This is a genomic window from Protaetiibacter intestinalis (assembly GCF_003627075.1).
Lineage (GTDB): Bacteria > Actinomycetota > Actinomycetes > Actinomycetales > Microbacteriaceae > Homoserinibacter > Homoserinibacter intestinalis.
Map to the genome: position 1 here is coordinate 1,576,302 of NZ_CP032630.1, position 25,817 is coordinate 1,602,118.

Consider the following 25,817-nt stretch of genomic DNA (forward strand, 5'->3'; position numbering starts at 1 on the left):
GAGGACGACGCGCCGTGCCCGCCCAGCCCCGAGCCCCGCATCCGGCGTGTCGTCCTCCCGAACGAATCGGTAACGTGTGCGCATGAGCTTCGTCGACGAGCTGCGGGTGGGTGCCGGATTCCGTCTGGCGGAGGTGGACCCGGACTCGACGCCCGGCTTCTCCGGCGACCGCGACGACGGCGAGAAGGCGCTCGCGAAGGGTGCCGCGGCGCTCGGCGGCCTGCAGGAGCTGCTGTTCGCCAACACCGAGCACGACCCGCGGAGCGTGCTGCTCGTGCTGCAGGCGATGGACACGGCCGGCAAGGGCGGCATCGTGCGGCACGTCGTGGGGTCCGTCGACCCGCAGGGCGTGCACATCCACGCCTTCAAGAAGCCGACCCCCGAGGAGCTCGCCCACGACTTCCTGTGGCGGGTCGAGCGCGAGCTGCCCGGCCCCGGCCGGATCGGCGTCTTCGACCGCTCGCACTACGAGGACGTGCTGATCGGCCGCGTGCGTCAGCTCGCGGATGCCGCCGAGATCGAGCGCCGCTACGGCGCCATCAACGAGTTCGAAGAGCGCGTGGCCGCATCCGGCACCGTCATCGTGAAGGTCATGCTGCACATCTCGGCCGACGAGCAGCGCGACCGGCTGGCCGAGCGGCTCGAGCGCCCCGACAAGTACTGGAAGTTCAACCCGGGCGACCTCGCCGAGCGCGCCCTGTGGGACCAGTACCAGGACGCCTACCAGCTCGTCTTCGAGCGCACCGACACCGAGATCGCCCCGTGGCACGTGGTCCCGGCGAACCACAAGTGGTTCGCCCGGCTCAGCGTCGCCCAGCTGCTCACGGATGCGCTGCGCTCGCTCGGGCAGGACTGGCCGCCCGCCGACTTCGACGTCGAGGAGCAAAAACAGGCGCTCGGCGTCTAGCCGAAGGCCTCCACGATCGGGCGGAACTTGAGCTTCGTCTCGGCGAGCTCGACCTCCGGCTCGGAGGCTGCGAGGATGCCGCCGCCCGCGAAGGCGCGGATGCCGCCGGTCGCGTCGATCTCGGCCGAGCGCAGCGACACCGCCCACTTGCCGTCGCCCGCCGCGTCCACCCAGCCGACCGGCCCGCCGTAGCGGCCGCGGTCGAGCGGTTCCAGCTCGCGGATCACCTCGAGCGCCTTCGCGGTCGGCGTTCCCGCGACGGCCGCCGTCGGGTGCAGCGCCGCGGCCAGGTCGAGCGCCGAGGAGCCGTCGGAGAGCGCGCCCTCGATGTTGGTGGCGAGGTGCCACAGGTTCGGCAGTTTGAGCGCGAAGGGGATCTCGCTCGCCGAGATGCCGGAGCGCGCGTGCGGCCCGAGCGCGTCGAGCACGCTCTGCACGGCGTAGCGGTGCTCGTCGAGGTCCTTCGTGGAGGTGGCGAGCCGCAGCGCCGCCGCGTGGTCGGCCTCCGCGTCGGCGCCGCGCGCGATCGAGCCGGCGAGCACCCGGGCGGTCACCTTGCCGTGGTTCACGCGCACGAGCGTCTCGGGGCTCGAGCCGATGTGGCCGTCGATCGCGAAGGTCCAGGTGTCCGGGTAGCCGAGGGCGAGGTCGACGAGCACGCGCCGCAGGTCGCCGCCCTCCGGCAGATGCCCCACGAGGTCGCGGGCCAGGACCACCTTGCGCAGCCCGCCCGAGCGGATGCGGGAGACGGCATCCGCGACGAGCTCGAGGTAGCGCTCGGGGCTCACGGCGCCCGGCTGCAGCGACAGCCGGAACTCGGAGCCGAGCGGCGTCGCCGCGAGCTCGGGTGCGGGCGTCTCGTCGCCGTCGACCGAGACCTCGGTGACCCAGCTGACGCCGTCGCGGCGGCCGATGATCGTGCGCGGCACGATGAGCACGTTCTCGAAGGCGGAGTCGTCGGCGAAGGTGAACGCGCCGAAGGCGATGAGCCCGGAGCCCGAGGTGCGCACCGGGTCGTCCACGCGCGCCGCGGCCGCGATCCGGCGCCACGTCTCGGCGGCCCGGGCGATGCGGTCCGGTCCCGTGAAGCTCAGCCGCAGCGCCTCGCCGAGTCCCGCGACGCCCTCTCCGCGGCGCATGAACAGCAGCGGCGACCGGGCGTCCAGCAGCGGGAGCAGTGAGGTCACCGGGTCGACGGCCCGGGTGCGGGCCGTGAGGTGCGGCACCGGGCCGTCGGGTTCGCTCACCCCTCCACCCTAGGACGCCCGTGCGGCACCGGCGGGGACGAAGGGCCCAGACGCCCGGCATACGGCCTGGCTAGGATGGCCGATGGTGAACAGGGCGGACATGGAGAAGCGGCCGGACGAGGTGTCCGGCATGTTCAGCGATGTCGCCCGCGGCTACGACCGCACCAACGATCTGCTCTCCGTCGGCAACGCGATCCTGTGGCGCATCGCCACCGTGAAGGCCATCGACCCGCAGCCGGGCGAGCGCATCCTCGACGTCGCGGCCGGCACCGGCACCTCCTCCGCCGCGATCGCCAGGTCGGGCGCGACCGTCGTCGCGGTCGACTTCTCGCCCGGCATGATCGCCGAGGGCCGCCGTCGCCAGCCGAGCATCGAGTTCGTCGAGGCGGATGCCATGCGCCTGCCGTTCGGCGACGAGGAGTTCGACGCCGTCACCATCAGCTTCGGGCTGCGCAACATCGCCGACCCGATCGTCGCCCTCGGCGAGATGTACCGGGTGCTGAAGCCCGGCGGCCGGCTCGTGGTGTGCGAGTTCTCGCACCCCACCAACCCGGTCATGCGGCTCGGCTACGAGACCTACCTCAAGCTCGCGCTGCCGCTCGTCGCGAAGCTCTCGAGCACCAACCCCGACGCGTACAGCTACCTCGTGGAGTCGATCCAGCAGTGGCCCGACCAGCAGGCGCTCAGCCACCGCATCCGCGGGGTCGGGTTCACGCGCGTCGCCCACCGCAACCTCACGGGGGGCGTCGTCGCCCTGCACCGCGGGCGCAAGCCCGTCGACGAGGCGGTGCGCGCCTCCGCCGCCCGCCGCCGCGCCCCGCGGAAGACCACCACCTGACGTCCCACAGAACGGCCACCTCGTGACCCCGACCTCTTCGCTCGCCCGCCGCCGTCGGCGCACCCTCGGCGCCTCGCTCGGGCTCGGCGACGCCCTCTTCGCCTCGAGCGAGGAGCGCAGCTTCGCCCGCGCCATCGAGGCGGGCCTCGAGAAGGTCGAGGAGGGGCTCGAGGCCCAGCTCGCCTTCGCCGACGACATCGCGGACGCCACGAGCCGCTACCTGCTGGATGCGGGCGGCAAGCGGGTGCGGCCCGTGCTCGCGCTGCTCACCGCCCAGCTCGGCGAGGGCATCAACGACGACGTCATCCGCGGCGCCCAGGCGGTCGAGATCACCCACGTCGCCTCGCTGTACCACGACGACGTCATGGACGACGCGAAGGTGCGTCGCGGGGTGCCGAGCGCGCAGACCGTGTGGGGCAACTCGGTCGCGATCCTCACCGGCGACCTGCTCTTCGCGCGCGCGTCGAAGCTCATCGCGAGCCTCGGCGAGCGCGCCCTCACCCTGCAGGCCGACGTCTTCGAGCGGCTGTGCCTCGGCCAGTTGCACGAGACGGTCGGGCCGAAGGCGGGCGACGACCCCATCGAGCACTACCTGCAGGTGCTGTCCGACAAGACCGGCTCGCTCATCGCCTGCGCGGCCGTCGTCGGCGTCGTGTTCTCGAACGCCGACGAGGCCTACCGGCCCGCGGTGGAGGAGTTCGGCGAGAAGATCGGCGTCGCCTTCCAGCTCATCGACGACGTCATCGACCTGTCCTCCGCGATCGAGCAGACCGGCAAGGCGGCCGGCACCGACCTGCGTGCGGGCGTGCCGACCCTGCCCCTGCTGTACCTGCGCCGCGAGGCGGAGACGGATGCGGCATCCGCCGCGCTCGTGGCCCGGCTCGAGGCGGGCGCCGCCCCGGATGCCGACCCGGCCGCGTTCGCCGCCGCCGTCGCCGAGCTGCGCGACCACGAGGTCACCCGGGCGACGCTCGCCGAGGCGCACCGCTGGTCGGGCGAGGCGGTCGCCGCGCTCGACGTGCTGCCCGAGGGGCCCGTCAAGATGTCGCTCACCCGGTTCGCCCAGGCGATCGTCGAGCGGTCCGGCTGACCGCCCGCCGCATCCCCGAACCCCGTGCACCCCCGCGCCTCCGGCGCACAGGAAGGAACCCCCGCATGAAGCTCCGCCTCGCCATCGTGGGCGCAGGTCCCGCCGGCATCTACGCCGCCGACATCCTGCTCAAGTACGAGCGCTCCTTCGACGTGTCGATCGACCTGTTCGAGCAGCTGCCCGCCCCCTACGGTCTCGTGCGCTACGGCGTGGCCCCCGATCACCCGCGCATCAAGGGCATCATCACGGCCCTGCGCGAGGTGCTCGACCGCGGCGACATCCGCATCTTCGGCAACGTGCTCTACGGCCGCGACATCACCCTCGACGACCTCAAGAAGCACTACCACGCGGTCATCTTCGCGACGGGCGCGGTCCACGACGCCGAGCTCGCCATCCCCGGCATCGACCTGCCCGGCAGCTACGGCGCCGCCGACTTCGTCAGCTGGTACGACGGGCACCCCGACTACCCGCGCACCTGGCCGCTCGAGGCGGAGTCGGTGGCGGTCGTCGGCGTCGGCAACGTGGCGCTGGATGTGGCGCGCATCCTCGCGAAGCACCCCGAGGACCTGCTGCCCACCGAGATCCCCGCGAACGTCTACGAGGGGCTCGTGGCCTCGCCCGTCACCGACGTGCACGTCTTCGGCCGCCGCGGGCCGATGCAGGTGAAGTTCACGCCCCTCGAGCTGCGTGAGCTCGGCGAGCTGCGCGACGTCGACATGATCGTCTACGACGAGGACTTCGACTACGACGAGGCCAGCAAGCGCGCCATCGAGTCGAACAAGCAGGTCTTCGTCATCGACAAGGTGCTGAACCAGTGGCGGCAGCGCGAGGTCGGTCAGGCGTCGCGCCGACTGCACCTGCACTTCTACGCCAAGCCGCTCGAGGTCGTCGGCGACGAGGACGGCGTCACCGCCTTCCGCTACGAGCGCACCGAGCCGGACGGCGGGGGCGGTGTGCGCGGTACGGGCGAGATCCGCGAGGTGCCGATCCAGGCGATCTACCGCGCGGTCGGCTACTTCGGTTCGCCGCTGCCCGGCATCCCCTTCGACGCCGAGCGCGGCGTGATCCCCAACCACGAGGGCCAGGTGCTCGACCACCACAACGAGCTGGTCCCGGGCGTCTACGCGACCGGCTGGATCAAGCGCGGGCCGGTGGGGCTCATCGGGCACACCAAGTCGGATGCCATGGAGACCATCTCGCACCTCGTCAAGGACCAGGCGAGCTGGTGGAACCCGACCGCACCCGAGGAGGACGCGGTGACGGCGCTGCTCGCGGAGCGCGAGGTCGCGTGGACCGACCTCGACGGCTGGCACCGCCTCGACGAGCACGAGATCGCGCTCGGCGAGCCGGAGGGCCGCGCCCGCATCAAGGTCGTGCCGCGCGACGAGATGGTGCGCATCTCGCGCGACTGATCGTGGCATCCGGCTATGCCAGGATGTGGAGGTGACGATCCCTCGCTCTCCTGTCGTGGCCGCCCTGTCCGCGTCGCTCGTCGCGGCGCTCGCGGCGGTCTCGCTGACGGCCTGCTCGTCGGTGGGCCGTGACGGGATCGAGCGCTACGCCGAGGGGCTCCGCGCGGTCGACGGCGTGCAGGGGGTCGAGGTGGCCATCTCGACGCCGCTTCCCGCCCTCGTGCACGCGAGCGTCGACGTGACCTTCACCCCGGACGACGGGGTGCTCGCGCAGCTCGTCGAGACGGCCTGCGGTTTCCCCGCGACGCCCGATGTGCAGTTGAGCCTCTACGCGGTCTCCGACACGGTGCGGGTGGCGCAGCTCGACATCGAGGGCTCGTGCCCCGACGTCGCCGAACTCGCCGCGATCGACGTCGCCGCGCGGGACATCGCCGGCGTCGCCGTGGGATCCGTCGACGCGACGCTGCACGACGACGGCCGGCTCCGCTTCGACGACACGGACGCGATGGACGTGCTCCGCGCGCTCGCCGTCGGCGCCACCGCGTTCCCGGGTGAGTTCGCGGTCGGCGGCGACGACGTCACCTTCGCGTCCGCGTCGGGCGACGAGATCGCCGCGCTCGCGACCGACCTCGTCGCGCTGGGCGAGCAGTACCCGCTCTCCGGCGCTGCCGTCTCGGCGACGGAGGCGACCCTCACCGTGCAGGGACTCGGGGGCGAGGAGGTGAGCGAGGAGGTCGTGACGCTGCTCTCCGAGCGGTCCTCCGAGCGGTGGGCATCGCTGCGGCTGACGGTCGTCGGCGACGGCGTCGTCTCGGGCTCCTGAACTACTGCAGCCCCGCCGTCAGGCGCATGAGGTTGTCGACGGTCTGGATGCCGAAGGAGCGTTGCCGCCACTCCTCGAGCGTGAGCTCGCGGCTGACCGCCCGGTAGCTGTCCTCCACCTCGCGCAGCTGGGTGAGGAACGGCTCGCCGTGGATCATCACCGAGATCTCCAGGTCGAGCGTGAAGCTGCGCATGTCCATGTTGGAGGAGCCGATGATGGCGACCTCGTCGTCGAAGGTCATGTGCTTGGCGTGCAGGATGGTGGGCTTCGGGAACAGGTAGATCTTGACGCCCGCCTTGAGCAGCGCCTCGTAGTAGCTGCGCTGCGCGTGGTACACCATGAACTGGTCGCCCATCTCGGAGACGAAGAGCTCCACGTGCAGCCCCGACTGCGCGGCCGTCGTCACGGCGTACAGCATCGAGTCGTCGGGCACGAAGTACGGGCTCACCAGGATGATGCGCTTCTGCGCGTTGTAGACGAGCGAGTTGAACAGCCGCAGGTTGTTCTCGACCGAGAAGCCCGGGCCGCTCGGCACCACCTGGCAGTCGAGGTGTCCGTCGCCCGCGCGGATCGGTGCCGCCTCGCGCACGAGCAGCTCGTCGGTCTCCGAGTACCAGTCGGTCACGAAGATCGCGTCGATGCCCGCCACCACGGGGCCCTCGAACCGCACCCAGTAGTCCTTCCAGTGCAGCCCCCGCCGGTGGTTCTTCTTGCGCTGGTACGGCGTCTCGATGACGTTGAGCGAGCCGGTGAACGCGACCGTGCCGTCGATCACGAGCAGCTTGCGGTGGTTGCGCAGATCGGGGCGCTGGAACTTCCCCTTGAGGGGCTGCAGCGGCAGCATGAGGTGCCACTCGATGCCCGCCGCATCCAGGAACCGCTTGGTGCGCCGGTAGCCCGGGTACTGCAGGTTGCCGAGGTGGTCGAGCAGCACGCGCACCTTGACGCCCCGCGCGCGGGCCGCCGCGAGCGCCTCGAAGAACGGCCGCGTCGTGTCGTCGAGCGAGAGGATGTAGAACTCGACGTGCACGACGCGCTTCGCCTGGCGGATCTCCTCCGTCATGGCGTCGAAGGACGCCTGGTTGTCCTGCCACATCCGCGCGCTGTTGCCGCCGACGAGCGGCATCGCACCGAGCGTGCGGTTGAGCTCGACGAGGGGTTCCAGCCACGGGGGCCAGGCCGGGTCCTTCTCGACGAGCTCGATTCCCTCCGTGGTCTCGACGATGTACTCGTCGATCTCGCGCTGCTTGCGTCGGCGCCCCCTCGGCAGCCGGGCGCTGCCGAACAGCAGGAAGAACAGGATGCCGACGTAGGGGATGAAGAAGATCGCCAGCAGCCAGGCCATCGCGGTCTGCGGTCGGCGGTTGCGCGGCACGACGATGAGGGCCGTGATGCGCACCGCCAGGTCGACGAGGATCAGCAGGACGACGATCGCGAGCGACAGCCAGGCGGTGAGGCGATCGTCCATGGGCTCAGTCTGGCAGCCGGTGCCGCCGAGCGGGGGCCGGAAATCCGCATCCGCCCGGATGTATCAGGCGCGGCGCGACGCACTCCTGAGTGGTATCGCGGGCACACCGCGACAGCCAGCCGAAGGAGCCGAGATGTCCCTCGTCGACGAACCGATCACCATCGCGAAACCCGCCGTCGCGCCCCGGTCACCGGATCCCATGCTGGCGGCCTTCGCCGCATCGCGGATCGGGCTCGACTGCCCCCCGGTGCGCTGGGACGACCTCGCCTCTCCGGACGCCCTGCTCGAAGGCGCCCTCCGCGCCGGAGGTCCGGAGGGGCGGGTCGTGCAGCTCGTGCTGCTCGACGGCCGGGTGGTCGGCGCCCACCGCATCCACATGCTGCTCGGCGAGCCCGTGCCGGAGCGCACGATCGTCGGCGCCGAGCGGCTCGTCGAGATCCTCGTGCCGGACTGCACGCGGGCCGGCGTCGACCTCGTGGTCGACGGCGGTCGGTGGTGGTTCGGCGGCCTGACGGTGCTGCCCGACGAGCCCCCGGCGGTCACCAACCTGCGCCGCGCACCAGCAGCGGCGTCCTGAACCCCGTCGCCGACGTGGCGGCGCTGAGTGCGTCCGCCACCCCCGCCCCCCTCGCGAGCTCGCGATGGACGGCCGGGAGCACTTCGGAGGCCGCCACGTCGGCGACGGCAGCAGGAGACGCGACCACGGAGCGCGTCCCCGCGTGCAGCCAGGCGCGCGCCATGCCGAGCGCCTCGAGCCCCCAGCGGCTGCTGGAGCGGCCCAGCTCGCACGCCGACATGATGACGACGGCGGGCACGCGCGCCAGCTGGTCGATGTCGTAGCCGAACCACGGCCCGTCGGCGAGCTCGAAGCCCGAGAACAGCGGGTGCTCGGCCGAGTGGCGGCCGTGCGCCGCGATGTGCAGCAGCTCGACGCGGGAGGCGACCTCGGTGACCTCGGCGGCGTCGGCCTCGTGGCGCACGACGCGCGCGTCGGGGGCCCAGGATGCGGCTGACGCGTCGAGCTCGGCGTCGGCGCGCGCGACCCCGGGGCCGGAGGCGAACCCCGCGGTGCCGACGGCACCAGGTGCCCCGCGGAGCGCCAGCCAGCGGGCCGCCGACTCCGCCACCACGAGCGGACGGCCGTCGGCGCCCGGCAGCAGCGGCCACGGGATCCCCGCGAGGGCGCCCGCGGGCGTCAGCACGAGCCGCGAGGTGCGGGCGAGCTCGTGTGCGAACGGGGCGAGCAGCAGCTCGTCGAGGGCCGCGAGGCGGGCCGCGAGCGCGGCATCCGTGCTCGCCCGGAACGCGGCGGGCAGCTCGGCAGCCGCGACGTCGAGGTCGGCCAGCAGGCCCGCGAGCAGCTGCTGCACGCGGGAGGCGGGGCCGAGGTCGACGATGCGGCCCTCGGGCGCGGCGCCGGGCGCCACGACGAGGGCCGCGAAGCGGTCGCCCACCCACAGGTGGGCCACGAACGCGGCGTCGTCGGCCGCGAGCGCGGCGTGCAGCTCGGCCAGCGCGACGGTGCCGCCGGGGCCAGCGCCGCGGGCGGCATCCGCCCAGTGGATGCGGCGCACCTCGTCGCGCAGGCGCGCCTCGCGGGCGGCCGCCTCCGGTGTCACCACCTCGAGGCGGCGCAGCTCGCGCAGCTCGACGAGCGCCGCGGCCACCCGGTCGTCGGCGGGCGGCCGCAGCGGCACGAAGCTGCCGCTCATCGTTCGCACCCGCTCCGACCAGTCGAGCACCCGCTGCGGGGCGCCGTCGGCGAGCGCCGCCCGGATGCCGAGCACCGCGAGCCGGTGCCCGTGCACGGCCGCACCCGCGTTCAGCTCGAGGCTGCCGAGACTCGACTGCCACGTCGTGAGGGTCTCGATGCCCTGCGCGGCGGCCGTGAGCACGGCCTCCGCGTCGCCGCGCGCCTGCGCGAGCTCGGCGTCGACCTCGGCGGTGCGCAACTGCACCGCGATCGAGGCGTCCGCCTCCGCGGGGGCGGACGCGCGCGTCGCCGTCGCGGCGGCGAGCTGCCCGGCCGCCACCTCGGCGAGGGCGAGCTCGAGCCGCAGCAGGGCGGCGTCCTCGGGGCGGTGCAGCGCGTCGAGCTCGTGCGCCGCCTCGCGGGCGCGGCGGCGGGTCTCGGCGGATGCGGCGCCCGCGCGCAGCTGGCCCGTCGCCACGACCGCGTCGGCGCGCGTCGCCCAGCTCTGACTGCCGCGCGCGCGGAAGCGGCGGGCGGCGCGCAGCGCGGTGGAGGCGGCCTCGGCGGGTCGGTCGAGCAGCAGCGCCCGGGCGAGCAGCAGCTCCGCCTCGGCCTGCGTCTGGCGGAGGCGCCGGGCGCCGTAGATGCGGGCGGCCTCCTGGAGCAGCGGCACGGCATCCGCCGCCATCCCCGCGGCGAGCAGCGCCTCGGCGCGGTCGCCGTCGCACACGGCCTGCATGACGGGGGAGAGGGCGCCGAGCACCTGCGCGGCCGCGTCCATGGTGCGGATCGCCTCGGCGAGGTCGCCGCGGAGCATCGCGGCGTAGCCGGCGTTGCTGTGCGCCTTCGCCTCCTCCACCGTCTCGCCCGCCCGCGCGAACGCCTCGGCGGCGGCCGCGAAGTCCCGCTCGGCCGCGTCGACCTCGGCGCGGTCGAGCCGGACGAGCCCGCGGTTGAGCAGCACGCGGCCGAGGCTCAGCGGCACCTCGTGCAGTTCGTCGATCGCGTCGCTCAGATCGCGGATGGCGGCGTCGCCGCGGCCCCGGCGCAGCTCGAGGAGGCCCCGCTGTCCGACCAGCACGGCGCGAGTCTGCGGCGAGATCCCCTCCGCCTCGAGCGCGCGGTCGATGCCCGCGATCGCCACGTCGGGGGAGCCGCGCTCGGAGTCGAGGTAGGCGAGCGAGCCGGAGACGAGCGCCGCCGTGTCGGCATCCGGATCGCGCGCCAGCGCCCGCTCGAGGTCGCGCCGCGCGGAGGCGTGACGACCGGCGTTGCCCGACACCACCGCACGCGCGTACAGCTCGGCCGGGGTCAGTCGCACCGCCACGGGCCTCAGCCTCGGAGTCGGTCGAGCACCTTGCGGGAGGCGTCGCGAGAGCGTTCGATGCCCGGCTCGGCGGCGGCCGCCTGGAGCTCGGCCGCGACGAGGCCCGCGACGACGGGCGCCGCGAACGAGGTGCCGCTCCAGATGCCGAAGCCGCCGGTGAAGTCGTCGGGGTCGATCGTCTCGCGCTGCAGCCCCCCGAGGGGGTCGGCGCCCGCCGCCTGCACCCCGCCCGCGAAGGCCTCGGCCCCGCGCTCGCGGACGACGGGCAGGGTGCTGACGATCGCCGCGCCCCGCTCGTAGACCTGCACCCACGGCCCGAGGTTGCTGAACAGCGCCACGGTGCCGTTGGGGTTGCGCGCGCCCACCGAGATGAGCGGGGCGCCGTCGCCCGGGTCGATCCACGGCGAACCCTCCGCGGGTTCCGGATCCCACGGGCCGTAGGCGGCGGGGAAGAACGGCCGGTCGGTGGACTCGTTGCCGGCCGAGCAGACCACGACGGTGCCGGCGCGGCGCAGGCGCAGCAGCAGCTCGGCGGTGGTGATGTCGAACTGACTGCGCACGGGGGTCTCGTGGTAGTAGCCGAGCGAGAGGTTCAGCACGTCGATGCGTTCGCCCTGCTCGACCCGCTGCACGAGCTCGACGAGCGCGTCGACGAGGTCCTGCTCCTCCCACTCGCCGTCGGATCCGGCGATCCGGATGGGGACGATGCGGGCGTGCGGGGCCTTCTGGTGCACGAGCCCGGAGACGAAGGTGCCGTGACCCGATCCGGAGTCGATGATCCCGTCGAGCGGTCCCAGCTGGTCGGGGTGGCGCTCCGGGTCGTCGGCCGGGTCGGTGAGCCCGACCCCGGCGAAGGTGGTGCGGTCGACGACCGGGTCGAGCCAGGGGTGCGCGCCGCATCCGGTGTCGAGGACGGCGACGACCGCCCCGCCTGCCGGCTTGCGGGCCGACGTGGCGGGATCGGGGCCGACGTAGTCGACCACCTGGCGCCCGCCCCCGCCGACCGTGTCGTACTCGGCGACGGGGCTCGCGGCGGTGGAGTGGAAGGGCGCCGTGGAGTGGAACGGGGCCGTCGAGTGGAACGGGGCGGTGGAATGGAACGGCGCGGTCGAGTGGAAGGGCTCGACGAAGCCGACGTGCTCCAGCCCGACGCCCGGCAGCTCGATGCCGCGGGCGCGCGCCTCGCGCAGCACGTCCCAGGCATCCGGTGTCGGCGCGGCCGGCTGCGCCTTGCGCAGCACGAAACGCTCGGTGCCGGGCGTCCCGGCGGCCCACGGGTAGCGCGTGAGGCGCTCCTTGCGCACCTCGTCCGGCTCCTCGAGGCGCGGGCGCCGGCGGTCGCGCTCCGGCTCGAGCGCCCAGCCGAGCTCGGCCACGAGCGTGTCGAGGTCGACCCGGGTGGGGGCGTCCGGCGGCAGCAGCGTCGACACGAGCAGCCGCGAGGGCACGTACGCGGTCGAGAGCGCGGGGTCGAGCGCCGCATCGTCCTTCGTGACGACGCGCACCACCCCTCGGGGCAGTTCGCGCTCTGCACGTCGACGCCAGTCGGGCGTTCCGTCGCGGGGGGTCATGGCACGTCCTCTCATGGGGGTGGGTCGTCGGCTAGACGATGAACTCGCCGGTCACACTGTGGCCGTCGTCGTCGACGGAGCGGATGACGAGCCGGTATGAGCCGGCCGACGCATCCGGGAACTCGAAGCGGCCCTCGGGGCTGATCTCGGCCTCGGCGACCACCTCGCCGTCCCGCTCGAGCGCGGCGCGACCGGTGCGCGGCGGCGCGAGCCAGCCGTCGATGCGGTGCCGGTCGCCGTCCGAGTCGATGCGCAGCAGCAGCGTCACGGTCTCGATGCCGAACTCGAGGATGCGGGGCGCCTCGCCGCGCGCACCCGTCAGCTCGCGCGCATCCGACATGAGCAGCAGCTCGCGGTACTCCTCGGCGAGGTGCCGGGTCTCGAGCGCCACGAGCACGTCTTCGACGAGGTGCTCGGGCATCGGGTCGTGGCGCTCCCACATGGTGCGCAGGGAGGCGAACAGCTGGGCGTCGTCCGGGTTCGGCATCATCCGACCTCCTTCTCGTCGAGCAGCCCGCGGAGCTTGTCGAGGCAGCGCCCGCGGGTGGGGCCGATGCTGCCGACCGGCATCTGCAGCTCGGCGGCGAGGTGCACGTAGTCGGGGCGCGCCGAGAAGGCGATCACCCGCAGCAGGCGGCGGCAGCGCTCCGAGAGCGAGTCGACGGCGCGCCAGAGCCGGGCGTCGTCGAGGTGCTGCTCGGCGGTGGCCTCGGCCGCGGGGGAGGAGCCCCCCGCGCGCTCGAGCACCTCGTCGTCGACCGGGTCGACGCGGCTGTCGGCCTTGACCACGCGCCACGACTCGCGGCGGGCGGTGGTCGTGAGCCACGCGACGACGGTGCGGGGGTCGTGGATGCCGTCGCGGCTGCGCACGAGGGCGAGCCAGGTGGTCTGGATGACGTCCTCGGCTTCCTCACGGCCGAGACCGTAGGCGCGCACGACGTGCCAGAGCACGGGTGAGACGAGGCGCACGAGACCGTCGATGCGGCCCGCTCGCCCCGAACGCCACTCCTCGAAGAGCTCGCCGGCGCGCGCCCACAGGGGGTCGGCCTCGCCGTGGTCGGGGGGGCCGGGGTTGCGGACGGTGTCCCCGTCGCTCATGGATTGAATCTTCACCGCTCTCAAAGAGCGGCCACAACCCCCCGGTGATACATCAGCGGAAGTTCACGAACTGGAGGGCCACATCCAGGTCCTTGCCCTTGAGGAGGGCGATCACGGCCTGCAGGTCGTCGCGGCTCTTCGACTGCACGCGCAGCTCGTCGCCCTGGATCTGGCTCTTGACGGATTTCGGGGCCTCGTCGCGGATGATCTTGGAGATCTTCTTCGCATCCTCGCTCGAGATGCCCTCCTTCATCCGCGCCTCGATGCGGTACTCCTTGCCGGAGGCGAACGGCTCGCCCGCGTCGAGCGAGCGCAGCGAGATGCCGCGCTTGATGAGCTTCTGCTCGAACACCTCGAGCACCGCCTTGACCCGCTCCTCGGCGTTCGCCTTGAGGAGGATCTTCTCGCCCGAGAACTCGATCGAGGCGCCCACGTTCTTGAAGTCGTAGCGCTGCGCGATCTCCTTCTGCGCCTGGCTGAGAGCGTTCTGGGTCTCCATCGTGTCGACCTTGCTGACGATGTCGAATGAGGAATCTGCCATGTGGACATGGTAGGCGTGGAGCATGCGCGACCGCCTCGGGATCATCGGCCTCGCCGTCGCGGCGGTGGCCGTGACGGGCGTGCTCGTGCTGACGATCGTGTGGTTCCTCGCCCCCCGCGGCACCGCATCCGGCGGGGCGCCGGTCGCCGAGGAGCCGCTGCCGAGCTGGGCCCCGCCCGCGCCCGCCCCGGTCGCGGCCGTCACGCCCGAGGTGCCCGGCATCGCGGGACTCGCGGATGCCGTGTGGGTCGCCGAGACGGCGCAGGCGACCGGCATCCCGGCCCGCGCGCTCGCCGCCTACGCGGGCGCCGCGATCGTGAAGGCGCAGGCGATGCCCGAGTGCGGGCTCAGCTGGGCGACCCTCGCGGGCATCGGGGCCACCGAATCCGACCACGGCCGGCACGGCGGCTCGCGCCTCGACGGGAACGGCACCGCGACGCCCGGCATCTTCGGGGTGGCGCTCGACGGCGACGGCGTGGCACTCGTCGCCGACAGCGACGGCGGCGAGATCGACGGCGACGCGGAGGCGGATCGCGCGGTCGGGCCGATGCAGCTGATCCCGCAGGCGTGGCGCAACTGGCACACCGACGGCGGCGCGGACGGCGTCGAGGACCCGCAGAACATCGACGACGCCGTCATGGCCGCCGCCAACTACCTGTGCCGCGCGAGCACCGCCTTCGACACGGAGGACGGCTGGCGGGCCGGCATCCGCTCCTACAACTCGCCCGAGGTCTACCTCGGCACGGTCGCGAAGTACGCGACCCGCTACGCCGAGGCGGTCGCGGTCGGCTGATCCCCGCTCAGCGGCGGGCGGTCGACGAGCGCACCACGAGCTCGAACGGCAGGTCGATGTTGAGCTCCTCCGCCTCGCGGTGGCCCGGGTGCAGCTCGTCCATGAGCACCTCCACCGCCATCCGGCCCTGCATGTCGGGGAACTGCGCGATCGTGGTGAGGCCGAAGAACTCGGCGAGCTCGTGGTCGTCGATGCCGATGATCGACACGTCGCCCGGCACGTGCATGCCGAGGTCCTTGGCGGCGAGGATCGCGCCGATCGCCATCTCGTCGGATGCGGCGAAGATCGCGCTGGGACGCCCCACCGGGTTGCCGAGCAGCTGCTTCGCCGCCCGGTAGCCGCCCTCCATCGTGAAGTCGGCCGCGTGGAAGTGGTGGTCGTGGGCGTGCAGGCCGGCCGCCTCCATCGCCTCCACGTAGCCGTGGCGACGGTTGGTGGGCAGGTGGAAGTCCATCTCGAGGGCGTCGCCGCCGATGTGGGCGATCTCGGTGTGGCCGAGGGCGATGAGGTGCTCGGTGGCGAGGCGCCCGAGCTCGACGTCGTCGAGGCTGAGGGTGCGCACCCCGGGCAGCGGGCCGCCGACCCCGACGATGGGCTTGTCGAGGTCGATGAGGCGCTTTACCTCGTCGGGGGTGAGCTCGAGCGACACGGCGATCACCGCATCCACGCGCTTGCGCAGCAGGAAGTGCTCGAACACCAGCCGGCGCTCCTCGTCGCTGCCGCCCAGGTTGTAGAGGGTGAGGTCGTAGCCCTGCTCGAGCAGCGCCGACTCGGCCCCCTCGACGACGGCGCCGTAGAACCAGCGGTTGAGGAACGGGATGACGACGCCGACGTTGCGGGTGCGGCCCGTCGCGAGGCCCGAGGCGCTCGAGGAGACGACGTAGCCGAGCTCGTTCGCCGCCGCCTGCACGCGCGCCCGCGTGGCGGGCGAGACGGAGCCGCGGCCCGAGAGCGCGCGCGACACCGTCGCGGCGGAGACGCCCGCGAGGCGGGCGACCTCGTGGATGCCGGGCACGCGACCTCCTGCGCTGGACGTGGACCCTCGCATCCTAGCGAGCGGGGCCGTCGGCACCCGGCATGGTCTCGGGCGCCCGCGCGACCTTGTATCCTTATCTGGCGCATCCGGTTGGTGAACACACGGGTCGGGCGCGCACCTGGCGAGTTACCCAAGTGGCCAAAGGGATCTGACTGTAAATCAGCCGTCTACGACTTCGGGGGTTCGAATCCCTCACTCGCCACGGAACGAATCCCCCAGAACCCAAGGATCTCTGGGGGATTCTGTGCGCGGAGGTGGCGATCCCCAACAAAACCCCAGCATTTGCTCGTCAAGAGGATTTGTCGCCATCTAGCTGGAGCAGTAGACCTCGAGCTCGGATAGGGCCGTCTCAGCCACATAGAGATCGACGCTCGAAAGCAGCTCGAGGACATTTGGGCTCGCCGCGGTCTTGCTGAGGCCGGGCTGCGCCAAGACGATGGTGAGGCGAGGGCGAAGGTAGGCCGCACGTTCGCTTAGCCGGACGAGGTCCTCGATCGTGCCGTGGATGAGGCCGCTCCGACCGCGTTTGGCTCGGTTTCGTTCGCGGCGGATCAGCTGAGCCACCATGTGCCCGACGTTCCGACGCCACCCAGCCGATCGCTGTCCTTGCCCAGCAAGCTCATAGAGATCATCGAGCCGAGCGCCCGGTGTGTCCGCGCTCGAAAACTTGCAGTGAACCAGGCGGACAACGAGGGCATCGTCGACCTCTCGAACAGCCACGATGTCCGCGATCTCGCCCGGGCCGTCATCGTCGACCACGATGTCCCAATCTGCCTCTAGCAGCTGAGCAACCATCCTGCCTTGAACGGTTGCCGGGTTGCGGTCTGAGCCCCAGGATTCCTTTCGGATGTCCACGTCCACCCAATCCATCGCCGTCAGGCGATCGAGGGGGAAAGCCGGAAGCACGCGATTCGGCTGCAAAAGAAGGCCCGGCGGTTCGATGATCGCGTCTCTCTCGAGCAGCACCCGCAAACCGTAGGGCCGAACAAGTTCAGAGAGCGGTGTAGATGCCCGTGTGCGATGCACGCTCACCTCTTGATCGCCTCGCTCAGGTTGGAACGACAGGCCGGCATCGGTGATGCGGAGTGAGTAGTTCGCTCGCCATGCGTCGCAAGACACGTAGATGCGTCGCTCGGACAATGAGATCTCGTCGCCGAGCACAAGGTCAACTTCGGAGAAGTCGACAGTCGACCCGCTGAACTCCACTCCGGCGTCCTCGAGGATCTCCGACAGGCGATGCGGGACCTCAACCGCGAGCGGTCGGAGCGCCGGCCAGTTGGTCAAAGCCACGGGACGAATGAAGCCGGCGAGGATGTGATCGACGTCGATCGATTCGTCGACGATCTTCGGCCCCACGACGTCGCACCATTTCACCCACTCCCGGATATCGGAAGCTGTCCGATGACTCCACACCCGGCCTTTCAATGAACCGGCGATCGAGAACGGCTTTCCCTCGAGGAATCCGGTCCCTGCGATATGTGTCTGGCTCTTTGTCTGGGCTTCGGCCGCGGGGAAGGCTTCCGTCACATCGCTTCCCACGTAGCTGGTGTACCGACGGCTCCGACTGCGCGCGTCGAGTAGCCCTATGTTGTTGGGCGTAAGGCGCTGAACCTGATCGAAGACGCGGTAGACGTCCTCCCCGCGCAGAGGATGTGCTTCTGCATCTCCTGAGATCGCTCGTGCCAGGTCCTCGTGGACGGAATCGTTGTCGGAACTGTTGATGTAGAGGAGCCCGCGTTCGGAATCCCAGTACACGACGTAGAGGTGATGTTCGAGAGCATCCACGCCCGACACGTCGCCCCATCGTGGAGTTACGCTCTTGCGAGTCACAAACCAGAGGACGTGATCGCGTTGGCTGGTCGGTACGGGATAGGTGAGAAGATCGTCCTCGCCGAACACGTCGAGTACCCGCTCGGGACGCCAGGTGAGTGCGCCCACGTGATAGACGACAGTGCTCATCGCTGGCGTCAGCGAATGGATCGAGACCTCGTCGGGGAGGCTGCTGAACGCCTTCGTGAACTCGTCGAGCTCCGCGCGGTCTTCCACGGCTTGGTTACTGAGGTCCTCGACGAGGAGGTTCCAGTCCGCATCCTCGGCATAGAGTCGTCGGAGCGCTTCATCTTGTCGGACCTCGCTGCGAGCCGCGACAACGGTCGCCTGGCCAACGTTCTCGGTGCCGTTGCGCGCAAAACGCCCGATGAACTGCAGTGTTATCCCGAGGCTTCGATGCTGGTCGTGAAGCGCCGCGATCTTGAGTTGCGGGAGGTCGAAGCCCTCGCCGAACATGTCGACACACACCAGAATCCGTGACTTGCGCTCCTTGAGGGCATCGAGTGCATCCGCAAGTCGACGCTTTCCGAGCTGTGAGTGGGCGAGCACGGGGGCGTATTCGGGAGCCCGTTGCGCGTAGATTGACTGCACCTCCTCGGCGCGCCGGATCGACTTTGCTCGAGCCATGACCAGGTGATCCAACCCGTCTGCATGGTCCGCCCGCAGCTGTTCGATCGCCGCAACGGCGATCGCCTGGTCAGGCTCGAGCAGGTCGAGCACTGAGCGATAGCGGATGGTCGAGAAGTACCCCTGCTTCTGCGCTTCCCTCAATGGGAAGGCATAGATCATGCTGCCCCCGAGGTGCTGTCCGTCGGTTCGATGCGGAGTTGCTGTGAACTGAATCACTGGGCGCGGTGCAAAGGAATCACGTACTTGCCGCCATGTCTCAGCGGCCACATGGTGTGCCTCGTCGATGAAGAGGTGGGTGAACCGTTCGAGAAAGCGCGATCGGACGCTCTTCTCGGTGTAGGCAAGTGCATTAGGTGTCGAAATCACCACGTTGCAGCAGTCGGCGAAGCGATCCGCGTCTTCTGGGCCCGTCAACGCGCCGCTGAGGCGACCTACCACGGGCATCAGTAGCCCTGGATCAACAAGGCCCAACTGGCGCAACACTCCAAGTCGTTCGAACTTCGTTGCGAGCTGGTCGCGAAGAGCGTCGGATGGGACGAGAACCAGTAGCTTTTCGATGCGCGCCGAGAGCATGGCCGCGACCATGGTGTCGGTCTTGCCGGTGCCGGTCGGCATGACGACCGTCGCTGGGTGACGTGGATCGGTGGTCCAATAGCCGTGCAGAGAATGGACGGCGCCGGCCTGCGGTCGGCGGAGCCCTGGAGCGCCCTTGTCCTCTTCGCGGAAGAGCAGCCCGGCAGGCCACGACTCAAGCACCTGTTGGGCTGTCGTTGGCGGGGCGTCGGCGAGTGCGCTCTCTTTCCCGGGGAGGAACTGACGAGCTCTCCACTTAGGCCCGGTGTGTTCTTGCGCATAGGCGAACTCGTCATCGACGGACAACGGTTCGGGCTCCATCGCGTTCCTCCTGGCGACGAGTCTGGCGTGCGTCGCCACCAACCAGCAGATCTTCGTGACCCCCGATTAGGGGGTGACGAACCCAGTCAAGCGACATAGACTGAACAGAAAAACCGACATAACAGCGACAAACTTACGAACGATCTCACGGCAAGAATCTTCTATACTCAGCGAACCGCTCAATTACAGACGCACTGACAACTAGCACAAGAAGATCATCATGGCGAAGGCAAATACCCTCTCAACTCCTACTCGCACTACGGCGCACGGACGTTCCATCGGCAACGAGATCGGTGACGTCCTGAGGACTCTGACTAAGGCGCTTGGCAAGCAGGCTGTGGCGGCCATCGTGGCCAAAGACGTCCGCACGGTCGAGCGCTGGCTCGCCCAGAAGAACCTCAGCGTTGGAATGAACGCGGAGCGGATCCTCCGGGACACCTTTCAGATCTACGAGATCCTTGCCGAGAACGATAGTGACCACACAGTTCGAGCTTGGTTCCTGGGGATGAACCCCGCGCTGGGGGACCGTGCTCCCATCGAACTGCTTGTTGAGGGTCGCGCAAGGGCCGTGGTTGCCGCGGCGCGATCCTTCGCGGATGCCTGAGGCTCTCGCACCTGCGGTCGTGACCGCACCGAGCCTTCTTTACCGGGTAGGCAAGTCCGAGGGCCCCATCCATTTCTCGCATCTCGACCCGATCGCCGCCGAGTTGCCCGATGTTGGCAATCGCTTCGACGTGCTCGGGGCAGGGGTCATGTATGCGTCGACAGAACAGGTAGGGGCGTACAAGGAAACCATCGCCTTTGCGCGTCCGTCGGCCTCGAGCCATCTCTACGGGCCCCTCAAAGACGAGCACTACATGAACGCCGGCAACCTGCCGGCTGACTGGAGAGCTCGTCGCCGCCTGCTTGCCTTTGCGCTGGAAGACGACCTTCCATTCATTGATCTTGAAGCAGACGAGACGCTCTCCTATCTCACCGAAGCAATGGCGGAAACGCTTCACGCGCTCGAGATCGAGCTGCTGGACCAGTCCGTCGTCCGGGGTCCCAACCGGATCCTCACTCGGGCCATCGCCTCCCACATCTACACCGCGGTTGACTCCAACGATGAGGCGCTCTACTCGGGTATTCGATACGCCTCTCGGTTCGGCAGCCATGAAGCATGGGCAATCTTTGAAGGAGTCCGCGTGGAACCCAAATCGTTCGGATCCATCGAAGCGAATGACCCGTATCTCCGTGCCGCATGTCGAGCGATGAACGTCACGGTCCACTAGTGGCTCGAGACCTCTGAGTACCGGGCATCGTAGCGGTCAAGCCCGCACCACCCGGCCCCTCAGCGCGTAGAGCCGCTCCGACACTGCATCGAGGTCGTCCTCGAACAGTTCTGCGTAGACGTCGAGCGTCATCGCGGCCGAGGCCTGTCCCATCATGCGCTGTACCGCCTTTGGGGTGGCGCCGGCCGAGATCGCCAGACTCGCGGCCGTGTGGCGAAGGTCGTGGGGTGCGACGTGCGGGAATGTTGGATCCGTCACTCGCGCGCCGGCCACCGCGAACTACACCACGTTAAGGGGCACTGTTCCAGTGCACCGCGAGATGAACGGCTGAGCTTCGATTCCCTCACTCGCCACGACTGTGAGCCCCGCTTCGGCGGGGCTCTTCTCGTCGGTCGCTCAGTCGGCGGGGGAGAGGCGCGTCGCGAGTTCGGCGCCCGCGCGGCGCAGCCACCGGGACGGGTCGGCGATCGCGGCGTCGGTGCCGCCGGCGAGGGCGCTGAGCGAGATCGCGGGGGTGCCGGGCGGTTCGGCGTCGACGCGGCCGGCGACGATCGCGGCCGGGACCCCGGCGGCGCGCGCCCGGGCGAGCACGAGGGCGGGCGCCTTGCCCGCGGCGGACTGCGCGTCGTAGCTGCCCTCGCCCGTGATGACGAGCGCGGCATCCCGCAGCGCCTCGTCGAGCCCCCCACGTCGGCGATGTACTCGGCGCCGCGCTCGAGCCGCGCACCCCAGGCGAGCAGGGCGGATGCGGTGCCGCCCGCCGCGCCCGAGCCCGGCACCGCGGGGTCGATGCCGGTGAGCCGCGCCCAGCGCGCGAGGGCCGCCTCGATGCGCTGCACCTCGTCGGGGGTCGCGCCCTTCTGCGGGGCGAAGACGCGGGCGGCGCCGTGCGGTCCGAGCAGCGGCGAGTCGACGTCGCTCAGCACGAGCACCCCGCCGGGCGGCGGCGGGCGCAGGCCCGCGAGGTCGACCCCGGCGAGCGTCTCGAGGCCGCGGGCGCCGCGCGGGATCGGGCGGCCCGCGGCGTCGAGCAGCCGGGCGCCGAGGGCCTGCAGCGCCCCGGCCCCGCCATCCGACGACGCGCTGCCGCCGAGCGCGAGCAGCAGCCGCTCGGCGCCGTGGTCGAGCGCGGCGGCGATCGCCTCGCCGAAGCCGACGGTGCCGGCGTCGAGTGCCCGCAGCGGCCCCTCGACGCGCTCGAGCCCGGAGGTGGCGGCGAGCTCGACGAACCCGCACGCGGGCGCCTCCGCCGTGGCGGGCAGCAGCAGCCAGCTCGACTCGAGCGGCGCCCCCACGGGACCCTCGACGCGCACCGGGATGCGGCGGGCGCCGGGCACGCGTGCCGCGACCGCATCGAGGGTGCCCTCGCCGCCGTCGGCCATCGGCATCCGCACCAGCTCGTCGTGCGGGCGCACGCTCGACCAACCCTCGGCGATCGCCTCGGCGGCGCCGGCGGCGCGGATGCTGCCCTTGAAGCTGTCGGGTGCGACGAGCACGCGGAGCCGCCCGCCGGAGGGCGTTCCCGTCCGGGCGTCAGGCGTCGGCGCGATCCGCATCGAAGACCAGGTTAAGCGGCGGCTCGCCCGCGCGCAGCCGCCGCAGCTGCTCGAGCACGACGCGGTCGATGCGGGCGTCCATGGCGTCGGTGTCGCCGCCGAGGTGCGGAGTGATGAGGACGCCGGGCGCCGTCCACAGCGGATGCCCGGGGGGCAGCGGCTCGGGGTCGGTGACGTCGAGGGCCGCGACGATGCGGCCACGGGTGAGTTCGCCGAGGAGGGCGTCGGTGTCGACGATCTCGCCCCGGGAGACGTTGACGAGGAGGGCGCCGTCGGGAAGGGCGGCGAGCAGCCGGGCGTCGACGAGGTGCCGGGTCTCGGCCGTGAGCGGCACCGCGACGATCGCCACGTCGGCATCCGGCAGCAGCGCGGGCAGTTCGTCGATCCCGTGCACATCGGCGCGGGCCGTGCGCGCGACCCGCACGAGCTCCACCCCGAACGGCTCGAGTCGCCGCGAGATCTCGGCGCCCACCCCGCCGACCCCGACGAGCACGACGCGCTTGCCGGCGAGCCCGGGCCGACGTCGGTGCGCCCAGCGCCCCTCCGCGGCGTCGCGCACCGCCGCGGGGATGCCGCGCAGCGCCGCGAGCGTCAGCGCGAGCGCCAGCTCGGCGGTCGAGCTCTCGTGCACCTCGAGCGCGTTGCAGTACGTGATGCCCGCCGGGAGGTGCTCGGCGACGCCGTCGTAGCCGAGGGTCTGGCTCTGGACGAGCGCGACGGGGAGCCCGTTCAGCCGCCCCAGCTCGGCCGCGGGGATCATGTACGGCAGCACGAGCAGGTCTGCGGGCCCGGGGAACGGCGCATCCGTGCCGAGCGTCCACACCGTCGCCGCCGTGTCGCCGAGCTGCGGGGCGAGGCGCGTCCGCATCGCCTCGCTCGGGAGGACGACGGAGGTCACTCGACCGGCTCGGCGTCGGCGGCCTTCGACTCCTCGACGAGCTGACCGGGGGCGTACTCGCGCCGCACCCCGAAGGTGATGAGCAGCCCGAGCAGCGACATCACGACGAGGAACAGCATGAGGTAGTGCCAGTCGGTGAGGTCGACGAGGCCGCCGAGCGCCGCCGGCCCCGCCGAGGAGCCCACCGCCTGCGCCACGGCGAAGATGCCGGTGTAGACGCCGATGAGCCGTTGCGAGGGGGCGAGGTTCCACAGCATGACCGCGGCGTTGGCGGCGAACCCGGCGAACCCGGCGGCGGCGATGAGGATGCCGACGAGGGTCGCGGTGAGCGAGTCGTTGAAGAGGAAGGCGACGAGCGCGCCGAGGGCGAACACGACGATGCCGATGCGCATGACCCGCCGCCGGCCGAAGCGGTCCGAGACGATCGCGACGGGGATGATCACGAGCAGGAACGCGACGCTCGCGGGCAGGGTGAGGCCTCCCGCCTCGCCGCGCGTCAGCCCGAGCTGCTCGACGCCGTACAGGGTGAGCAGCGCACGCACCGCGGCCCAGGCCCCCCAGGTGACGACGATCGCGAGGATCATGAACAGCCGGCTGCGGTCGCGGTCGGTGAAGATGTCGCGGAAGACCGCGAAGAAGCCGGTGGTCTCGCGACCCTGGGCGGCATCCTCGTCGAGCACCGCGCGGTAGGCGACGGTGCGCGACTCGCGCAGCGTGAGCGCGAGGATCACGAAGCACACCACCATGACGCCGGCCGAGATCACGTAGGCGAGCTCGACGCTCCGGTCGACCACGAAGAGGCTCAGCAGCGCCGACACGATGATGGTGAGCCCGGAGGCGAAACGCCCGATCGCGTTCGCCTTGCTGCGGTGCTCGGGCGGCTGCTGGTCGGCGAGCAGGGCCTCGGCGATGGGCTTGAAGGAGTTGGCCGTCAGCGAGAACAGCACGATGACGACGATGAGGATCGGGAAGCTCGGCACGAGCGGGATGAGCACGAACAGCAGGGCGGCGACCGGCACCCCGACGAGGATGTACGGGGTGCGCCTCCCGAGGCGGCTGCGGGTGCGGTCGCTGAAGAACCCCATGAGCGGCTGCACGAAGATGCCGATGATGTTGTCGAGACCCATGATGAGGCCGATGAGGGCGACGCTCGTGGTGTAGCCCGCGAGGGTGACGGGCGTCTGCGAGTCGTGGAAGTTCCAGACCGTCTCCTGCGCGAACACGCCGAGCGCGACGATGAGGGCGAGGCGCAGCTGGAAGCGCCTCCGGGGAGTGCGGATGTCATGCGCAGTGGTCACGTCGACTCCATTGTCAGCGGGATGGGCATCACCGTTTCGATGATGGGGCCAGATGCTAGCATTTGATATTGCAAATAGTAAATGCGTCCCGCTACACGAAGGAGTGTCCCGATGACCGGATCGCCCGCGCTCTCCGCGCCCGACCTCGACTACCTCCGCGGGGTCGACAGCCCCACGATCGCCAACGCCCTCGAGCGGCTCCAACTGCGCGACCGCAGCGACGGCTACCTGGGCGGCTCGATCGGATGCGCCTTCCCCGAGCTCGGCACCATGGTCGGCGTCGCGCTCACCGTGACCGTCGACAACGCCGTCGGACGCCCCGCGCGGCAGGAGGGCTACTGGCAGCTCTGGGAGGCGCTCGAGCGCGCCGAGGGTCCTGTCGTCATCGTCATGAAGGATGCCAGCGGCACGCCCACCCGGCTCGCCTACGCGGGCGAGATCATGGTCACCCTCGCCAGCCGACTCGGCGCCGTCGGCATCGTCACCGACGGGGCGTTGCGCGACCTGCCCGAGGTGCGGGCGCGCGGCTTCCACTACTTCATGCGGTATCCGGTCGTCTCGCACGCCAACTTCGAGCTCTCGAAGGTCGGCGACCCCGTCTTCCTCGACGGGCAGCTCGTGCGCACGGGCGACATCCTGCACGGCGACGCGAACGGGGTCGTCACCGTGCCGTGGGAGAGCCTGCCCGAGCTCCGCGACGCGGTCGCCGCCATCCAGGCCTCCGAGCGGCGCGACCTCGACTACATCGACGGGCCCGACTTCACCCTCGACGGCTACAAGAAGGTGCGCGGCTACGGCGGCTGAGCCGCGCTACAGCGTGCGGATCGACGAGCGCGCGTGCCGACGCATCGTGCGTTCGACGGCGTCCTCGTCGCGCGCGGCGAGCGCCGCGAGGATCTCTCGGTGGTCGGCGATGCGCGAGGCGACCCAGTCCGGGTTCTTCGCGTCCTCGGCGGCGAGGCTCAGACGGTAGTCGCTCGCGTAGATGGCGTAGCTCTCGATGAGGCTGCGGAGCGCCGGGTTCGCGGCCGCCCGCGCGATCTCCGCGTCGAAGCGCTGCGCCATCTCGAACTGCTGGGCGAGCGTCAGCGACTCCCGCGAGGCGACGAGCTCGTCGAGGATGCGACGCATCCGCTCGAGAGCCTCGTCGGTGATCTTGCGCGCGGCGAAGCGGGCCTCGGCGCCGCGGAGCATGACCTCGACCTCCATGAGCTCGTGGAGCGTCTCGGCGGGGTGGTCGGCGATGCGCAGGCGCCGCGAGTCGCTGCGCTCGACGAGCCCCTCGTGCTCGAGCTTGCTGAGCGCCTCCCGCACCGGGGTGGGGCTCACGTCGAGTGCGGTCGCGAGCTGGCGCTCGGTCACGCGGCTGCCGGCGGGGAGTCGGCCGTCGGCGATGCTCTCCCGCAGCGCGCGGTAGACCTGCTCGGCGAGCGAGCCGCTGCGCGCGACCTGGGGGAGTGCGTTCTCGAGGCTCACCTCGCCCCCCTTCGCTTCGACACGCGTCCACGGTACCGGCACGCGGGGGCCGCGTTCCGACGACCCGCTTGACACCATTTGCTATAGCAAATAGATTCAAGCGGAAGCAAGGAGCGCCCG

Annotated in this window: 22 protein-coding genes, 1 tRNA gene and 2 pseudogenes; 11 read left to right on the forward strand and 14 right to left on the reverse strand. The window is 71.0% G+C overall.

The window, feature by feature from the left end; translation table 11 throughout:
- Positions 1 to 82: 82 nt before the first annotated feature.
- Positions 83 to 907 (forward strand): PPK2 family polyphosphate kinase, encoded by an 825-nt coding sequence (locus D7I47_RS07445; protein WP_120762450.1) that lies wholly within the window; start codon positions 83 to 85, stop codon positions 905 to 907.
- On the opposite strand, the gene D7I47_RS07450 is transcribed toward D7I47_RS07445, so the two are convergent.
- Positions 904 to 2,154 (reverse strand): isochorismate synthase, encoded by a 1,251-nt coding sequence (locus tag D7I47_RS07450; protein WP_227000513.1) that lies wholly within the window; start codon positions 2,152 to 2,154, stop codon positions 904 to 906. The two genes, D7I47_RS07445 and D7I47_RS07450, sit on opposite strands and share 4 nt — an antisense overlap.
- Positions 2,155 to 2,236: 82 nt before the next feature.
- Here D7I47_RS07450 and D7I47_RS07455 point away from each other — a divergent pair, with 82 nt between their 5' ends.
- The 4 genes from D7I47_RS07455 to D7I47_RS07470 all read left to right on the forward strand — a co-directional run bounded on the left by D7I47_RS07455 (position 2,237) and on the right by D7I47_RS07470 (position 6,317).
- A complete protein-coding gene (locus D7I47_RS07455; RefSeq protein ID WP_227000515.1) occupies positions 2,237 to 2,992 on the forward strand; it encodes a class I SAM-dependent methyltransferase in 756 nt (251 codons plus the stop codon).
- A 22-nt stretch (positions 2,993 to 3,014) separates the two neighbouring features.
- Positions 3,015 to 4,082, forward strand: a complete 1,068-nt coding sequence (locus tag D7I47_RS07460; RefSeq protein ID WP_120762452.1) for a polyprenyl synthetase family protein — start codon at positions 3,015 to 3,017, stop codon at positions 4,080 to 4,082.
- 65 nt (positions 4,083 to 4,147) lie between these two features.
- Complete coding sequence (locus D7I47_RS07465; RefSeq protein ID WP_120762453.1) at positions 4,148 to 5,494, forward strand: FAD-dependent oxidoreductase; 1,347 nt, start codon at positions 4,148 to 4,150, stop codon at positions 5,492 to 5,494.
- Between the two features lie 31 nt (positions 5,495 to 5,525).
- Entirely contained in the window at positions 5,526 to 6,317 is a 792-nt protein-coding gene (locus D7I47_RS07470; RefSeq protein ID WP_157981664.1) for a hypothetical protein, read from the forward strand.
- 1 nt (position 6,318) lies between these two features.
- Here the strand turns inward: D7I47_RS07470 and cls are convergent, their stop codons facing one another.
- Positions 6,319 to 7,785 carry a cardiolipin synthase gene (gene cls, locus D7I47_RS07475; protein ID WP_120762455.1) on the reverse strand — a complete coding sequence of 489 codons (1,467 nt, stop codon included), beginning with the start codon at positions 7,783 to 7,785 and terminating at the stop codon, positions 6,319 to 6,321.
- A gap of 133 nt (positions 7,786 to 7,918) precedes the next feature.
- Between cls and D7I47_RS07480 the strand changes: the two genes are divergently transcribed.
- On the forward strand, positions 7,919 to 8,362 hold the full coding sequence (locus tag D7I47_RS07480; RefSeq protein ID WP_120762456.1) for a hypothetical protein: 444 nt from the start codon (positions 7,919 to 7,921) through the stop codon (positions 8,360 to 8,362).
- On the opposite strand, the gene D7I47_RS07485 is transcribed toward D7I47_RS07480, so the two are convergent.
- Genes D7I47_RS07485 through D7I47_RS07505 form a run of 5 tightly spaced genes read right to left on the reverse strand, consistent with a single transcriptional unit; the run spans position 8,325 to position 14,015 of the window.
- The gene (locus tag D7I47_RS07485; protein ID WP_120762457.1) at positions 8,325 to 10,805 is read right to left on the reverse strand and encodes a CHAT domain-containing protein; all 2,481 of its coding nucleotides are present in this window, start codon (positions 10,803 to 10,805) and stop codon (positions 8,325 to 8,327) included. The two genes, D7I47_RS07480 and D7I47_RS07485, sit on opposite strands and share 38 nt — an antisense overlap.
- 5 nt (positions 10,806 to 10,810) lie before the next feature.
- Positions 10,811 to 12,376, reverse strand: a complete 1,566-nt coding sequence (locus tag D7I47_RS07490) for a S8 family peptidase (RefSeq protein ID WP_157981665.1) — start codon at positions 12,374 to 12,376, stop codon at positions 10,811 to 10,813.
- Positions 12,377 to 12,407: 31 nt separating this feature from the next.
- Entirely contained in the window at positions 12,408 to 12,866 is a 459-nt protein-coding gene (locus tag D7I47_RS07495; protein ID WP_157981666.1) for a hypothetical protein, read from the reverse strand.
- Positions 12,863 to 13,474, reverse strand: a complete 612-nt coding sequence (locus D7I47_RS07500) for an RNA polymerase sigma factor (RefSeq protein ID WP_120762460.1) — start codon at positions 13,472 to 13,474, stop codon at positions 12,863 to 12,865. The genes D7I47_RS07495 and D7I47_RS07500 overlap by 4 nt, the downstream gene beginning before the upstream one ends.
- A 52-nt stretch (positions 13,475 to 13,526) precedes the next feature.
- A complete protein-coding gene (locus D7I47_RS07505; RefSeq protein WP_120762461.1) occupies positions 13,527 to 14,015 on the reverse strand; it encodes a YajQ family cyclic di-GMP-binding protein in 489 nt (162 codons plus the stop codon).
- Positions 14,016 to 14,037: 22 nt separating this feature from the next.
- Here D7I47_RS07505 and D7I47_RS07510 point away from each other — a divergent pair, with 22 nt between their 5' ends.
- Entirely contained in the window at positions 14,038 to 14,808 is a 771-nt protein-coding gene (locus tag D7I47_RS07510) for a lysozyme family protein (protein ID WP_120762462.1), read from the forward strand.
- Positions 14,809 to 14,815: 7 nt separating this feature from the next.
- Here the strand turns inward: D7I47_RS07510 and D7I47_RS07515 are convergent, their stop codons facing one another.
- Positions 14,816 to 15,823: a LacI family DNA-binding transcriptional regulator gene (locus D7I47_RS07515; RefSeq protein ID WP_120762463.1), complete on the reverse strand. Its 1,008-nt coding sequence runs from the start codon at positions 15,821 to 15,823 to the stop codon at positions 14,816 to 14,818.
- Between the two features lie 141 nt (positions 15,824 to 15,964).
- On the opposite strand from D7I47_RS07515, the gene D7I47_RS07520 reads away from it, so the two are divergent.
- Positions 15,965 to 16,046 (forward strand) — tRNA-Tyr (locus D7I47_RS07520).
- A gap of 107 nt (positions 16,047 to 16,153) precedes the next feature.
- Here D7I47_RS07520 and D7I47_RS07525 read toward each other — a convergent pair.
- A complete protein-coding gene (locus D7I47_RS07525; protein WP_120762464.1) occupies positions 16,154 to 19,198 on the reverse strand; it encodes a DEAD/DEAH box helicase in 3,045 nt (1,014 codons plus the stop codon).
- A 220-nt stretch (positions 19,199 to 19,418) separates the two neighbouring features.
- On the opposite strand from D7I47_RS07525, the gene D7I47_RS07530 reads away from it, so the two are divergent.
- Together D7I47_RS07530 and D7I47_RS07535 are read left to right on the forward strand one after the other, a co-directional pair.
- A complete protein-coding gene (locus tag D7I47_RS07530) occupies positions 19,419 to 19,802 on the forward strand; it encodes an XRE family transcriptional regulator (protein ID WP_157981667.1) in 384 nt (127 codons plus the stop codon).
- Entirely contained in the window at positions 19,795 to 20,469 is a 675-nt protein-coding gene (locus tag D7I47_RS07535; protein WP_120762466.1) for an RES domain-containing protein, read from the forward strand. Before D7I47_RS07530 ends, D7I47_RS07535 begins: the two co-directional genes overlap by 8 nt.
- A 36-nt stretch (positions 20,470 to 20,505) precedes the next feature.
- Here the strand turns inward: D7I47_RS07535 and D7I47_RS07540 are convergent.
- The 4 genes and pseudogenes from D7I47_RS07540 to D7I47_RS07555 form a co-directional block, all read right to left on the reverse strand.
- Positions 20,506 to 20,721 (reverse strand): annotated as a pseudogene (locus D7I47_RS07540) (tyrosine-type recombinase/integrase); the annotation flags it as partial.
- Between the two features lie 144 nt (positions 20,722 to 20,865).
- Positions 20,866 to 22,025 (reverse strand): annotated as a pseudogene (locus D7I47_RS07545) (glycerate kinase).
- Positions 22,003 to 22,923 (reverse strand): NAD(P)-dependent oxidoreductase, encoded by a 921-nt coding sequence (locus D7I47_RS07550; RefSeq protein ID WP_227000517.1) that lies wholly within the window; start codon positions 22,921 to 22,923, stop codon positions 22,003 to 22,005. The pseudogene D7I47_RS07545 and the gene D7I47_RS07550 overlap by 23 nt, the downstream one beginning before the upstream one ends.
- Entirely contained in the window at positions 22,920 to 24,221 is a 1,302-nt protein-coding gene (locus D7I47_RS07555; RefSeq protein ID WP_227000518.1) for an MFS transporter, read from the reverse strand. Before D7I47_RS07555 ends, D7I47_RS07550 begins: the two co-directional genes overlap by 4 nt.
- A 111-nt stretch (positions 24,222 to 24,332) precedes the next feature.
- Here D7I47_RS07555 and D7I47_RS07560 point away from each other — a divergent pair, with 111 nt between their 5' ends.
- Complete coding sequence (locus D7I47_RS07560; RefSeq protein ID WP_157981668.1) at positions 24,333 to 25,025, forward strand: RraA family protein; 693 nt, start codon at positions 24,333 to 24,335, stop codon at positions 25,023 to 25,025.
- A gap of 6 nt (positions 25,026 to 25,031) precedes the next feature.
- Here the strand turns inward: D7I47_RS07560 and D7I47_RS07565 are convergent, their stop codons facing one another.
- On the reverse strand, positions 25,032 to 25,697 hold the full coding sequence (locus D7I47_RS07565; RefSeq protein WP_170154371.1) for a GntR family transcriptional regulator: 666 nt from the start codon (positions 25,695 to 25,697) through the stop codon (positions 25,032 to 25,034).
- Positions 25,698 to 25,817 lie beyond the last annotated feature (120 nt).